The sequence below is a fragment of the Mucilaginibacter sp. genome (assembly GCF_028287845.1).
Lineage (GTDB): Bacteria > Bacteroidota > Bacteroidia > Sphingobacteriales > Sphingobacteriaceae > Mucilaginibacter.
This window is the reverse complement of record NZ_JAQBOW010000074.1, coordinates 1-13156: the sequence shown is the minus strand read 5'-3', so window position 1 is coordinate 13156 and position 13156 is coordinate 1. Positions and strand designations below refer to the sequence as shown.

At 40.4% G+C, this 13156-nt stretch carries 12 protein-coding genes and 2 pseudogenes; 12 read left to right on the top strand and 2 right to left on the bottom strand.

The genetic code is table 11. From position 1 onward, the window contains the following. Positions 1–64, bottom strand: a pseudogene (locus tag JWP71_RS17340) (50S ribosomal protein L13); the annotation flags it as partial. 242 nt (positions 65–306) lie between these two features. Between JWP71_RS17340 and JWP71_RS06930 the strand changes: the two are divergent. The 4 genes from JWP71_RS06930 (at position 307) to JWP71_RS06915 (ending at position 5721) form a co-directional block, all read left to right on the top strand. Continuing rightward, positions 307–2184: a M1 family metallopeptidase gene (locus JWP71_RS06930; RefSeq protein WP_299498162.1), complete on the top strand. Its 1878-nt coding sequence runs from the start codon at positions 307–309 to the stop codon at positions 2182–2184. Positions 2185–2326: 142 nt separating this feature from the next. Beyond that, positions 2327–2692, top strand: a complete 366-nt coding sequence (locus tag JWP71_RS06925; RefSeq protein WP_299498161.1) for a DUF1801 domain-containing protein — start codon at positions 2327–2329, stop codon at positions 2690–2692. 149 nt (positions 2693–2841) lie between these two features. Beyond that, positions 2842–5112, top strand: coding sequence for a Tex family protein (locus JWP71_RS06920; protein WP_299498160.1), 2271 nt, complete (start codon positions 2842–2844; stop codon positions 5110–5112). Between the two features lie 147 nt (positions 5113–5259). Continuing rightward, positions 5260–5721 (top strand): MaoC family dehydratase, encoded by a 462-nt coding sequence (locus JWP71_RS06915; RefSeq protein WP_299498158.1) that lies wholly within the window; start codon positions 5260–5262, stop codon positions 5719–5721. Here the strand turns inward: JWP71_RS06915 and JWP71_RS06910 are convergent, their stop codons facing one another. Further along, complete coding sequence (locus JWP71_RS06910) at positions 5722–7116, bottom strand: tetratricopeptide repeat protein (protein WP_299498157.1); 1395 nt, start codon at positions 7114–7116, stop codon at positions 5722–5724. 139 nt (positions 7117–7255) lie between these two features. On the opposite strand from JWP71_RS06910, the gene JWP71_RS06905 reads away from it, so the two are divergent. From JWP71_RS06905 to JWP71_RS06870, 8 genes and pseudogenes are all read left to right on the top strand, one after another. Next, positions 7256–8275, top strand: coding sequence for an LLM class flavin-dependent oxidoreductase (locus JWP71_RS06905; RefSeq protein ID WP_299498156.1), 1020 nt, complete (start codon positions 7256–7258; stop codon positions 8273–8275). An 88-nt stretch (positions 8276–8363) separates the two neighbouring features. Continuing rightward, entirely contained in the window at positions 8364–9101 is a 738-nt protein-coding gene (locus JWP71_RS06900) for an acyl-CoA desaturase (RefSeq protein WP_299498154.1), read from the top strand. Positions 9102–9212: 111 nt separating this feature from the next. Then, positions 9213–10469: an aminotransferase class I/II-fold pyridoxal phosphate-dependent enzyme gene (locus tag JWP71_RS06895; protein WP_299498152.1), complete on the top strand. Its 1257-nt coding sequence runs from the start codon at positions 9213–9215 to the stop codon at positions 10467–10469. 116 nt (positions 10470–10585) lie between these two features. Then, on the top strand, positions 10586–11200 hold the full coding sequence (locus JWP71_RS06890) for a hypothetical protein (RefSeq protein WP_299498150.1): 615 nt from the start codon (positions 10586–10588) through the stop codon (positions 11198–11200). After that, positions 11197–11499, top strand: coding sequence for a transcriptional regulator (locus JWP71_RS06885; protein WP_299498148.1), 303 nt, complete (start codon positions 11197–11199; stop codon positions 11497–11499). Before JWP71_RS06890 ends, JWP71_RS06885 begins: the two co-directional genes overlap by 4 nt. Positions 11500–11554: 55 nt before the next feature. Next, entirely contained in the window at positions 11555–12370 is an 816-nt protein-coding gene (locus JWP71_RS06880; protein WP_299498146.1) for an inner membrane CreD family protein, read from the top strand. Beyond that, entirely contained in the window at positions 12345–12890 is a 546-nt protein-coding gene (locus JWP71_RS06875) for an inner membrane CreD family protein (protein WP_366143521.1), read from the top strand. Before JWP71_RS06880 ends, JWP71_RS06875 begins: the two co-directional genes overlap by 26 nt. 31 nt (positions 12891–12921) lie before the next feature. Next, positions 12922–13156, top strand: a pseudogene (locus tag JWP71_RS06870) (ferritin-like domain-containing protein); the annotation flags it as partial.

The window sequence follows — 13156 nt, the reverse complement described above, 5'->3', positions numbered from 1 at the left end:
CAACCCACTGTTTGTTAACGGTTTTTTTGTTGGCTGAGACAGTTTTGTAACTTAACGTATTCACTTGCTTTAATTTAAATTATTAAAATCTTATTATACCCCGCTTTTTCGGGACTGCAAAGATACGGTTATTTGGGAGATTGCCAAATGGTTTTAAGGTATTTGTTGATTATTATTTCTAGTAAATGTATTAACCGAAAATTCACCCCACTATATCAATTGCTATCACATAAAATCAAAGCAGTAACACACTACTTTTGCTACATTTACACCCATTAACTGAATCATTATTAAAATCGCTATTACATGTTCAAATCAATCTCACTTTCCGCTTTATTATGCTTGTTTTTGTTGCAGGCAAATGCCCAAAGGCTGTATATGCCACGCGATATACAAAAAGCTTTTAATAAAGAAACCCGCTCGCTTGATGGGAAGCCCGGCAAAAACTACTGGCAAAATACAGGCAATTATAATATCTCTATCAGTATGATACCGCCCAACCGTTTGGTTAAAGGTGTTGAGCAAATAACCTATTTTAATAATAGCCCTGATACGCTAAAAAGGCTAAACATGAAATTGATCCTGAATATCCATCGCCCGGGCGTAGCACGTTTTAGCGGCGCAAGCGCCGATTATTTAACTTCAGGTATACAGATAGACAATTTTCTAGTTGATGGCGCTAAACACGGCTGGAACAATAATACCGCCAGTGGCACCAACCAGGCTATCGCGTTAGCTAAACCTTTGATGCCGCATGATTCGGTGAAACTAAATATCGACTGGCATTTCGATCTGTCAAAAGAGAGTGGCCGCGAAGGAGTGATCGATTCTACCACTTTCTTCCTGGCTTATTTTTACCCGCGTGTTTCTGTGTATGATGATTATAACGGTTGGGATATGTTGCCTTTCCTGGACGCGCAAGAGTTTTACAACGACTTTAATAATTACACATTAAATGTTACCGTGCCTAAAAACTATATTGTATGGAGCACAGGTACATTACAAAATCCTAACCAGGTTTTACAACCTGAGTTTGCTAAGCGCTTGCAAACCTCCATGACCAGCGATAGCACCATACATATTGCTACACCTGCAGACCTGGCCGCAAAAAACATTACCGCGCAAAATGCCATGAATACATGGACATGGACCGCCACCAATATATCAGACATGACTGTGGGCCTAAGCGACCATTATAATTGGGATGGCGCAAGTGTATTGGTTGACGATGCAACGCACCGCATAGCGAGTGTGCAGGCGGCTTACCCTGACTCATCTAAAGATTTTCATCATTCGGTACAATTCAGCCGCAATGCGCTGGGTTGGTTCTCGCACAACTGGCCGGGTGTACCTTATCCGTTCCCCAAAATGACCGTTTTCCAGGGATTTGCTGATATGGAGTACCCCATGATGGTGAATGATAGCCATGAAAAAGATCTTGGCTTTGCTCAACTGGTGCAGGATCATGAGATAGCACATACTTATTTCCCTTTCTATATGGGGATAAACGAAACTCGTTATGCCTTTATGGACGAAGGCTGGGCAACCACATTTGAGCTATTAATAGGTACTGCCGAAAAAGGCAAGAAGCAGGCGGACGGCTTTTATAAAAAATTCCGTGTTGAGCGTTATATTAATGATCCTGCAACTACAGAAGATCTGCCAATCATTACTCCTACCAGCGAACTACGTTCAGGTTATGGCAACAATGCTTATGGCAAGCCATCATTAAGCTATCTGGCATTAAAAGATATGCTGGGCGATGCTTTATTTAAAAAAGCGCTGCACACTTATATGGATAACTGGCATGGCAAGCATCCTATTCCATGGGATTATTTTAATTCGATGAATGCAGGCTCTGGTAGAAACCTGAATTGGTTCTTCAATAATTGGTTCTTCACCAATGGTTATATAGACCTGGGCCTAGACAATGCCAAAGCGGTTGCCGGTGGTTATAAACTATCTATAAATAATATAGGTGGCTTCGCGGTTCCGTTTGATGTGATGGTAACCTATACTGATGGCACCACCCAAAGCACCCATGTTACAGCTGCCGTTTGGGAAAAGGATGACAAGCATATAACTATAACCATTAAAGCCAATAAAACAGCAAAATCTATTGTTTTAGACGGTGGCATATTTATGGATGCCGATGTAAGTAACAATAAATGGCCGGCTAAGTAACCGTTAAACATAAATTATTCAAAGCCCTTCCTGGTTGGAAGGGCTTTTTTTGTCGCGTCTCCCCCCTATCAATGTCTTTTTTGCACACCATTAATTTAAAATCAAGATATTAACTTTGTTTTGAACCGATTAAGTAAAGCTCATGAAAGGCGAATCAGCAAAAAACATAGACGACTACATAGCAGCTTATCCCAAAAATGTACAGGAGGTATTACAAACCATGCGTACCACCATACATGAGGCCGCCCCAGAAGCAGAAGAAGCTATAGTATACGGCATCCCCACTTTTAAATTAAATGGCAACCTGGTGCATTTTGGCGGCTATAAAAACCATATCGGGTTTTACCCTGCACTAATGGGCATTGAAGCTTTTAAAGAAGAAACTAAAGTTTATGAAACAGGCAAAGGCACCTTACAATTCCCGCTAAATAAACCAATGCCTTTGGATCTGGTAACCCGGATAGTTAAATTCAGGGTAAAAAGAAATTTAGAGAAGGTAAAAAAGTAAACGCTGACAACCCTCCTATCCTATAAACGGCGTAGCCTCTTGAACATTTTTGAAATAATTACCAAGTAAAAAATATTAGTTTATTTACCAACACCCCTTTGACATATCCACCCATAACCCGAATTTCGCTATCCAATAAGGATAGATAAATGACAACTCATCATAAAAAATTAGCTACCGAATTTTCAATAGCCGAAAAGCAGGTCACTGCTACCGTTAGTTTGTTAGACGAAGGCGCTACCGTTCCGTTCATATCCCGTTACCGTAAAGAGTTAACAGGAAGTTTGGATGAGGTACAGGTGGCCGGCATACGTGATCGTATCCAACAATTACGTGAGCTGGACAAACGCCGCGAAGCCATTTTAAACTCGTTAACCGAAATGGGTAAACTAACGCCCGAACTGGAAAAACAGATCAACGCTGCCGAAACAATGGTATTGCTGGAAGATATCTACCTGCCTTATCGTCCCAAACGCAAAACACGCGCTACTACAGCCCGCGAAAAAGGATTGCAGCCCCTGGCCGACCTGCTATTCGCCCAAAATAAATTTGATGTAGGGGCCGAGGCCGAAAAATACATATCCGAAGAAAAGGGTGTTGCCAGCATTGAGGAAGCATTAGCAGGTGCACGAGATATTATTGCCGAACATATTAGCGAAGATGCAGCCGTACGTACCAAAGTACGCGAACTGTTTATAGAGAAGGGCAGTTTTAAAAGCCATGTAATTACGGGTAAAGAAACTGAAGGCATTAAGTATAAAGATTATTTTGAATGGGAAGAACCGGTAAAATCGGCACCCTCACATAGGATATTGGCTATGCGGCGCGGCGAAAAGGAGGAGATTTTATACCTTGATGTTTTACCGCCTGAAGAAGAGGCCGTAGCCCAATTAGAAAAAGCATTTATTACCGGCAATAATGCCGCCGCCGACCAGGTTAAACAGGCTATTGCCGATGGCTACAAACGGTTACTGCGCCCGTCTATGGAAACAGAGGTACGCTTAATCACCAAAAAGAAAGCAGATGAAGAAGCTATCCGGGTGTTTGCAGAGAACGCGCGCCAGCTATTATTGGCTGCCCCGCTTGGGCAAAAGCGTACCATGGCTGTCGACCCCGGTTTTCGTACAGGCTGTAAAGTGGTTTGTTTGGATGAGCAGGGAAAACTGTTGGAATATACCGCAGTATTTCCGCATACCGGTGCAGGCCAGGCCAAAGAGGCAGAGAAAACTGTTGCGCATCTTTTTGATAAACATAATATACAAGCCATTGCTATCGGCAATGGCACCGCAGGGCGCGAAACGGAGCTGTTTATACGCAAGCTGAATTTACCAGGTGCAGAAATTGTTATGGTGAATGAAAGCGGCGCGTCTATCTATTCCGCATCTGACGTGGCGCGCGAGGAGTTCCCGGATAAAGACGTGACTGTTAGGGGTGCAGTATCTATTGGCCGCAGATTGATGGATCCATTAGCAGAATTGGTAAAAATCGATCCAAAATCCATCGGTGTTGGGCAATACCAGCATGATGTAGATCAGAATAAATTACAGGCATCTTTGGATGATACGGTTATCAGTTGCGTTAATGCCGTTGGAGTAGAACTGAATACCGCGTCAAAACAAATACTTTCGTATGTATCGGGCCTTGGCCCGCAGCTTGCGCAAAAAATTGTGGAGTACCGCGATGAGAACGGCGCTTTTAAACACCGCGATCAGCTAAAAAAAGTACCGCGTTTAGGCGATAAAGCCTTTGAGCAAGCCGCAGGATTTTTACGCATCCACAATGCCGAAAACCCACTTGATGCCAGTGCTGTACACCCCGAAAGATATACGTTGGTAGCACAAATTGCCAAAGATAAAGGTTGCTCTGTTAGTGATTTAATGAGAGACGACAAATTGCGACAAAGCATCCCACTGCAAAAATATATTACCGAAACCGTTGGCTTACCAACCCTGAATGATATTATGGCCGAGCTGGCCAAACCCGGTCGCGACCCGCGCGAAAAGTTTGAAGCCTTTAGTTTTACTGATGGTGTAAACAGCATTACAGACCTGAAAGCAGGCATGAAGCTGCCGGGTATAGTAACCAACATTACCAATTTCGGTGCATTTGTCGATATTGGAGTGCACCAGGATGGGCTGGTACATTTGAGCCAGATCACCAACCGCTTTATTAAAGACCCCAACGAAGTACTAAAAGTACACCAACAGGTGGAAGTAACCGTTACCGAAGTGGATGTAAACCGCAAACGGATATCGTTATCTATGAAAACCGACGAGCCTAAAAAAGAGAATCGTCCGCCGGTTACTAAAGTCAATCAGCTTGCTAAGCCTGCTTACAATCCTCCTCCAAAAAAGAACGAGCCGGAAGTGGAAACGGACATGGCGATTAAGTTAGCTGCTTTGAAAAATATGTTTAAGTAAGTACCGATTAATAAGTAATTTGAAAAAAGGATGACGATACCAGCTTGATTTATTCATCTGTTACTCCAATTTTAACATGTCGGTTTTTAAATGCGCTAAGGTTTGCTATTTTTACAGCACCGTTTATTAAACCCACATTTCTGATCTATGATAATCATTAAAAACCACGCCGAATTTGAATCGCATTTAGATAAAGAGATCGGTATCTCGTCCTGGCACACTATTACCCAGGAGCAAATAAACCAGTTTGCCGACGCTACATTAGATCATCAATGGATACATACCGACCCTGAGAGGGCCAAAACCGAAAGTCCGTTTAATGCTACCATAGCGCATGGTTATTTAACAGTATCGTTGCTGCCGCATTTCTGGCACCAGATAGTAGAGGTACAAAACCTTAAAATGCTAATCAATTACAGTATTGAAAATATAAAATTTGCCCAGCCTGTAGTGGTAAATACCCGTGTAAGGTTACTATGCAAGCTTGACGCGATAGTAAATTTAAGAGGCATTACCAAAGCTACTATAGGTGTGAAGATGGAAATTGAGGGCGAGAAAAAACCTGCTTACACCGGGGCGGTGGTGTTTTTATATCATTTTAATAGTTAATCAGGCTACTTTTTTATATGTATCAATTAGTTTTAACAGCCTTGGACTAGTTCTGTATTTGTCAAATCCATAATCAGATAAATAATTCCATACTCTACAACCTTTTTCTAACGCACTATTGATATACTTATAAAATTCTTCATCCATATTTTGGTCGCCGTAAATTAGTGCTAAAGTTCCATCTAAATTAGGATAGTTTGGATTTTGCTCTCGAGCTTTTTTAATAAAGTCTATCGCTTCTGTAAATCTTTTTTGCCTTCTATATAAAACTGCCATGTTATTATACAACAATGCTTTATTTGGGAAGCCATTTTTTTCTGCGTTAATATAGTCCATTTCAGATTTTTCATACAGCCTTCTTTCCTCATAAAAGTAACCTCGATTAAACAATGCTATTGGAGAATTGGGATTTAAATTAATAGCGGTATTTAGTGATTCTTCAGCTTCTATAAATTTATTTTGCTTGGTGAGAACATTTCCCTTAACTGCATATGCCCAATCATTCCGGGGGTTAATTTCAACCGCTTTATCAACATCCTTCAATGCATTATCAAAATCATTTAATTGATTATAAGAATGTGCTCTGTTGCCATAAGCAGTGTCAAATTGTTGGTTAATATCAATGCTCTTACTTAAAAATTCGATAGCTTCATTATATTTATCAATATCATTATAAGCTACTCCAATATTGTTATACGCACCAAAGTTTGTTGGTTCTAATTCAATTACATTTTTATAAAGCTCTATTCTTATTTTTGGATCATTTGCATTGTAAGCTAATTCGTAAAACTCATTTGCTCGAACAACATTATGTATATTATTTATTTCTTCATCAGTTGCTTCTTTAGATTCTTTGCTATCCTCTTTTCTAATTGGTGTAGCAATCATCGAATTCAAAACCTCATTGCCTTTTACTTTAAATTGGTTAATTGTCGTTTCACCTTTAATCTCGATAGTCTTTAGCAATGTGGTCAACTCTGTTTCGCTCTTTTCTTTTATGAGTTCAGAAATTAGTTCGGTTGTTATTCTGCTATTTATTAGAGAAAGGACAGCTATGTCTACGTGGTTTTGGGCAGTTTGGGCAATTATTTCTTCAACCCTTGATTTTATTGCTTTTTTTCCAAGAAAATTTATTGCAAAACCAATTAATGTAAATATTATAACAATACACCAAACATATACATTAAGCAATTCCTTGATATCTTGTTTTGCAGTTGAAATATTCCCATTTAAGTCCTTTTGTAAGTTATCAAATTTGGTTTGATAATCTTCTGACTTTCTATTATAATTATTCGATTCTGCTTTGTGATTTTTACTTGTATCACTAACATTGTTTCCTCTTACTGTTAAAATCAATATACTTAGAAAAACAAATAGGAATATAGTTTTTTTCATAGTTAGGTTATTTCAGATAAAAATAACAATTAATAACCCAACAATACTCTTCTTATATTACATTCGCTCTACATTCAAACAGCAAATCTTTACAATCCCTCTACAACCGCTTCCGTATTTTTGTGTTTTAATATATTCCATGAACACAAATCAAATCCGCCTAAGCGTGTTGGACCAATCCCCTATCAGGAAAGGTGTTACTGCCGAGCAGGCCGTACAGGAAACCATCGCGTTAGCAAAATATACAGACCAATTGGGTTATACCCGTTTTTGGGTATCAGAGCATCATAATACCGGCAGTTTGGCCGGGTCGACCCCCGAGGTGTTGATAGCCTACCTGGCATCGCAAACAAAAAATATACGTGTTGGTTCGGGTGGCGTAATGATGCCCAACCACAGCACCTTAAAGGTTGCCGAAAATTTTAGGATGCTGGAAGCATTGGCCCCCGGCCGGGTAGACCTGGGTATGGGTCGTGCGCCGGGTACCGATCGTATTACGGCATCTATACTTAATCCATCAAACCATTTTGCCGAGCAGGATTTTATGGAACAACTGGCCGATCTGCGCAACTATTTCCATGATACTGCAGATCCGGGTACTATACAGCAAAAAATTCGCGCCATCCCGCAGGTAAAAACTGTGCCTGCTATGTGGCTGCTGAGCTCGAGCGGGCAAAGCGGTTTGTTCGCCGCACATTTTGGTATGGGCTTTTCCTTCGCGCATTTTATTAACCCGGTTGGTGGACCGCAGGCGGTGCAGTTGTATAGAGACCGTTTCCAACCATCGCAGGACCTTGCACAGCCAGAAGTTAACATGGCCATATTTGTTTTCTGTTCGGAAGATGAGGAGAGGATAATGCAGCATAAAGCCATAATGGATTACCGCTTTATCCAGTTTGAAAAGGGCTTGGGCCTTTCGCCATTTGGCTATGAAGATGTAAAAAATACCGAATACACCCTACATGAGCAGGACCGCATACGTTACAACCGCCAGCGCGTAGTTGCCGGCACGCCGGATATGGTAAAAGCGCGCCTGAGCCAATTGGCCGAAAGCTATGGCGTTAATGAAATTATAGCCGTAACCATTGCCGAGGATTTTGATGACAGGCTGCAATCTTATAAGTTATTGGCTGAAATGTTTGATCTGCAAGCACATTGATTTTTATTTAACAATTACTTTATCAGCGGTAAAAACTTAAATCGTATCTTTGCAGTTAATTACAATACATATAAATCAATAACAATTCGTGATAATCTTAATATTCTTCCTGGCACACTGGTTTCTTTCTCTATTTTTTCAAACATTTTTTCTTCACCGGTATGCTTCACACAAAATGTTTAGTACCCATAAAATTAATGAGCGCGTGTTCCACATGCTAACATTTATTTGCCAGGGTTCATCTTATTTAAATCCGCGCGCGTATGCAATTATGCACCGCGAGCACCATGCTTACAGTGATACCGAAAAAGACCCGCATTCTCCTTATTTTTTCAGGGATGTTTTCCAGATGATGTGGCGCACCGCGTTAAGCTATAAGCTTTATGAGAAACGTTTAAAAGAACCCGAAGCACAGTTTAAAGGCAACTACCCCGAGTGGCGCTTGCTGGATTATTGGGGATCTACCTTCATATCGCGTATCCTGTTTGGTATTGGTTATGTAGCATTCTACATTGCTTTTGCTACGCATTGGTGGATGTTTTTATTATTGCCAATTCACTTTATGATGGGCCCAATACATGGTGCTATTGTAAACTGGTGCGGTCATAAATATGGCTACTCAAACTTTGATAACGGCGATAAATCAAAAAACTCCATACCGTTAGATTTTTTGATGCTTGGCGAGTTATTTCAGAATAACCACCATAAGCGCCCAAACAACTCCAATTTTGCGGCAAAGTGGTATGAGTTTGATCCGGTTTACCCGGTAATGAAATTGATGCACTGGGTTAGGATCATTAAATTAAGAAAACCCCTTGCGGGATAAGCGAAAAGCTGAAAGACCAAAGCTAAAAGCTTATTCATTCAGCTCATATAAATATTAATGAGGATAAGGGCAAGCTTTCAGCTTTAACCTTTCTCCTTTCAGCTCAAATAAATGAAAGTATCTGCATTAGCCGAAAACCTGAGCGGCTCTGAAATTATCAGGATAGCCGGCGAAATCAATGAATTAAAGCGCCAGGGCCAAAATATTGCCAACTTAACTATCGGCGATTACGACTCCAACATCTATCCCATACCTGACGAATTAAAGCAGGGTATTGTTAACGCTTATGCGGATAACCAAACCAACTACCCGCCCGCTGATGGCGTGTTAAGCTTGCGCGAAAGTGTTTCGGCCTTTTTAAAAAATCGTTTGGGGTTAGATTATAAGCCTAACCAGATATTAATTTCGGGCGGGTCAAGGCCGTTGATCTATTCGGCCTATTTAGCGGTTGTTGATGAAGGCGACAAAGTCGTGTTCCCGGCACCGTCATGGAACAATAACCATTATTGCGACTTGCTAAAGGCCCGCGGCATAATAGTACAAACCACTGCCGAAAATAATTTTATGCCTATGGCGGATGACTTGCGCCCGCATATTAAAGGTGCCGCGTTACTGGCCCTTTGTTCGCCTTTGAATCCTACCGGTACCATGTTTCATAAAAAGGATCTGGAAGATATTTGCGATATGGTAATTGCCGAAAATAAAACCCGCGCGGCTGACGAAAAACCACTTTACGTGTTATACGACCAGATTTATTCGCAATTAACTTTTGGCGATAACCAGCATTTTGACCCTGTTACGCTGCGCCCTGAGTTGAGAGACTACGTAATATTTGTTGATGGTGCATCTAAGTGCTTTGCAGCAACAGGTGTACGTGTGGGCTGGGGTTTTGGCCCTACAGCTATTATCAACAACATGAAGGCTATTGTGGGCCATATGGGCGCATGGTCGCCAAAGGCAGAGCAGGTAGCTATGGCTAAATATATTGTTGAAGATGATAAGGTAAATACTTATCTTGATTGTTTAAAATCAAGGATACAAGATAGCCTTAACGCGTTACATAAAGGTTTCCAACAATTAAAAACTGATGGATTTAACGTGGATTCTATCGCACCAATGGGGGCCATTTACCTTACCGTAAAAATTGACTATACCGGAAAAACTACCCCGGAAGGAACCGTGCTGAATAACTCTGCAGATATTAATTTTTACCTGATAAAAGAAGCGGGAATAGCTTTTGTGCCTTTCTCTGCCTTTGGTACAGATGATAGCGTAAATTGGTTCAGAGCATCTGTAGGAGCCAGTACTTTAGATGATATTCAACAAGCTATCCCGAGGATAAAAGAAGCGCTGGCGAGACTGAAATAACCGTAACGTTATAATCCTTTTTAATTTATTTATTAGGCTGTTATGCTGACATGTAAAAAATAAAATTTGCATAATTAAATTATTATCCATTACTTTGAATTACAAAGTACTTTTATATGAAGGAAAAAGAAATTCAGGATGATCTGGCGTCCATCCGCAGTTTGATGGAGCGTTCATCAAAATTTATATCGCTTAGCGGCTTATCTGGTATACTGGCAGGAATTTATGCGCTGATTGGCGCGGCGGCAGCATTTTATCTTATGCGTGCACCGATAAATTATGACCAGGTTACTTTTTTACACCTGCTTAACGTGTTACCCTATTTGATTGCTATAGCCGCCGCGGTATTAATAGCCTCGATAGCAACCTGCGTGCTGTTAACTTATCAACAAGCAAAAAGAAAAGGACAATCCATTTGGGGTAAAACCAGCAGGGAATTATTAGTTAATATGGCCGCGCCATTGTTAACAGGTGGCTTATTGATTATTATATTTCTGTATCGTGGCTATTTTGGCATTGTGGCTCCGGCATCGCTTATATTTTACGGCCTTGCATTATTAGCAGCAGGTAATTTTACTTTTAGCGATGTAAAGTTTTTAGGAATATGCCAAATTATATTAGGCTTAATTGCTGCTTGCTTACCCGGTTATGGTTTACTATTTTGGGCCCTTGGATTTGGCGTTTTGCATATTGTGTATGGTAGCGTGATGTACTTAAAATACGACCGGTGAAGATATATTTTGAAAAATTAGATAAAGCTTTTGAGAACCGCCTGCGCCTGCAAATTATGAGTGTGCTGGTGGCTAACCAGCGCTATGATTTTAATTCACTTAAAGAGCTTTTAGATATTACTGATGGTAACCTGGCATCGCATTTAAAGGGATTGGAAAAAGAAGAATACATACTGGTAAATAAATCATTTTTGGGCCGTAAACCCAATACCAATTATGAGGCAACAGAAAAAGGAAAGAAAGCCTTCGCTGCTCATTTAGATGCGCTGGAGCAAATAATAAAAAACAATAAAAATTAAACTATATTTTTTTATCCAATTACTTTGAAATACAAAGTACTTTTAATTATAAACAATGGAAAACGAACAACAACAACCACAAGGATTTATGGCTTGGCTCCAGGAGTCGGTGACTGTAAAATTAATGTTTATTGGTATACTGATAATATTGCTGCTTATCCCATCTTTTATGGTAGAGAACCTGATAACCGAAAGAGCAAAGAGACACGACGAGATGGAAAAAGATGTATCGGATAAGTGGTCGGCAAGCCAGTTAATACAAGGGCCGGTACTGGTGATACCTTACAAGCGCCAGCTTACAGATAGGGATGCCGGCAATAAGGTAATTATAAAAGAGGTTATTGAAAATCTTTATGTATTGCCGGATAACCTTCATATAAAAGCCGTTGTAAACTCAGAAACATTACACCGCGGCATGTACGAAACTGTGGTGTATAATACGCAGGTTAAAGTTTGGGGCGATTTTAAGCTGGCAATAACGGCCGACCAATTAATGCTGGATAAGGCTAAGCTAACCTTTAGTATATCTGACCTTAAAGGTTTGAAAACCAACCCAGTTATTAAATCGGCAGGGAAATCATTACAAGCCGAACCGGTATTTAATGAAAAGGGATTATTTAATAATGGGTTGCAGGCTGATATAAATCTTACAGCAACAAAAGAACAGCCGGTGCCTTTTGATTTTATGCTCGACCTAAAAGGTAGTGGTGAGCTGAGCTTTTTACACACCGGAAAAACCACCGACGTAGAAGTTAGCGGCAATTGGAAAACACCAAGTTTTTCGGGGCGCTATCTACCCGATTACCGCAAGGTGGACGAAAAAGGATTTTACAGCAAAATGGCGCATGCTGTACTACAACCGGCCTTTTGAGCAGCAATGGACAGCTGACGATAGCACGATAAATAAAATGACACATAACGGCAATGCCATATTCGGCGTAAAGTTGAAGGTACCGGTAGATCAGTACCAAAAAACTATGCGTACCAGCAAGTATAGTATATTGATCATCCTGCTTACATTCATTTCGCTGTTCCTTACAGAGCTTATAAGTAAGCAAAAGATACATCTGTTTAATTATATATTGATAGGTGCCGCAATGATTATTTATTACACATTACTGCTCTCGTTTTCTGAGCAGATCGGGTATAACCTGGCCTATCTTATTGCATCGGTGGCAACTATAGCGCTTATTTCTATTTTTATCGCATCACTACTGAAAAACAAAATGGCAGCTATACTATTCGCAATGATACTGACCATATTTTATGTCTTCATTTTTGTGATCATCCAATTGGAGGACCTGGCCCTGTTGATTGGCAGTATCGCCTTATTCATCATCATTTCAGTTTTGATGTATTTCTCACGAAAAATTAACTGGGACAAACTCTAAAAAAATCATTAACCTTTAAAACTTTTACGCCATGTATACAAGCCAATATTGGATAAACCATTTCAGAGCCAATGCAACTGAGAAAAGAGTGAACTGGAACCTTTCGCCAAACATAACCGATAACGAAATAGCCGCGATTTTACATTCGTTACAAGCGTGGCAGCTGGGCGAAACATCCGAAGGAAAACATTTAATAGCAGCATCAACCAAATATGCTTTTAAAATTGGCGATCAGGCATATGTGAGCGCTGTTAAACTATTTATTA

What these genes read in the sequence shown, in the direction of transcription:
- JWP71_RS06925 (WP_299498161.1), top strand. Translation starts at nt 2,327, where the DNA reads ATGAAAGGCGAATCAGCAAAAAACATAGACGACTACATAGCAGCTTAT.
- JWP71_RS06930 (WP_299498162.1), top strand. Translation starts at nt 307, where the DNA reads ATGTTCAAATCAATCTCACTTTCCGCTTTATTATGCTTGTTTTTGTTG.
- JWP71_RS06905 (WP_299498156.1), top strand. Translation starts at nt 7,256, where the DNA reads ATGAACACAAATCAAATCCGCCTAAGCGTGTTGGACCAATCCCCTATC.
- JWP71_RS06915 (WP_299498158.1), top strand. Translation starts at nt 5,260, where the DNA reads ATGATAATCATTAAAAACCACGCCGAATTTGAATCGCATTTAGATAAA.
- JWP71_RS06890 (WP_299498150.1), top strand. Translation starts at nt 10,586, where the DNA reads ATGAAGGAAAAAGAAATTCAGGATGATCTGGCGTCCATCCGCAGTTTG.
- JWP71_RS06875 (WP_366143521.1), top strand. Translation starts at nt 12,345, where the DNA reads ATGCTGTACTACAACCGGCCTTTTGAGCAGCAATGGACAGCTGACGAT.
- JWP71_RS06920 (WP_299498160.1), top strand. Translation starts at nt 2,842, where the DNA reads ATGACAACTCATCATAAAAAATTAGCTACCGAATTTTCAATAGCCGAA.
- JWP71_RS06880 (WP_299498146.1), top strand. Translation starts at nt 11,555, where the DNA reads ATGGAAAACGAACAACAACAACCACAAGGATTTATGGCTTGGCTCCAG.
- JWP71_RS06895 (WP_299498152.1), top strand. Translation starts at nt 9,213, where the DNA reads ATGAAAGTATCTGCATTAGCCGAAAACCTGAGCGGCTCTGAAATTATC.
- JWP71_RS06910 (WP_299498157.1), bottom strand. Translation starts at nt 7,116, where the DNA reads ATGAAAAAAACTATATTCCTATTTGTTTTTCTAAGTATATTGATTTTA.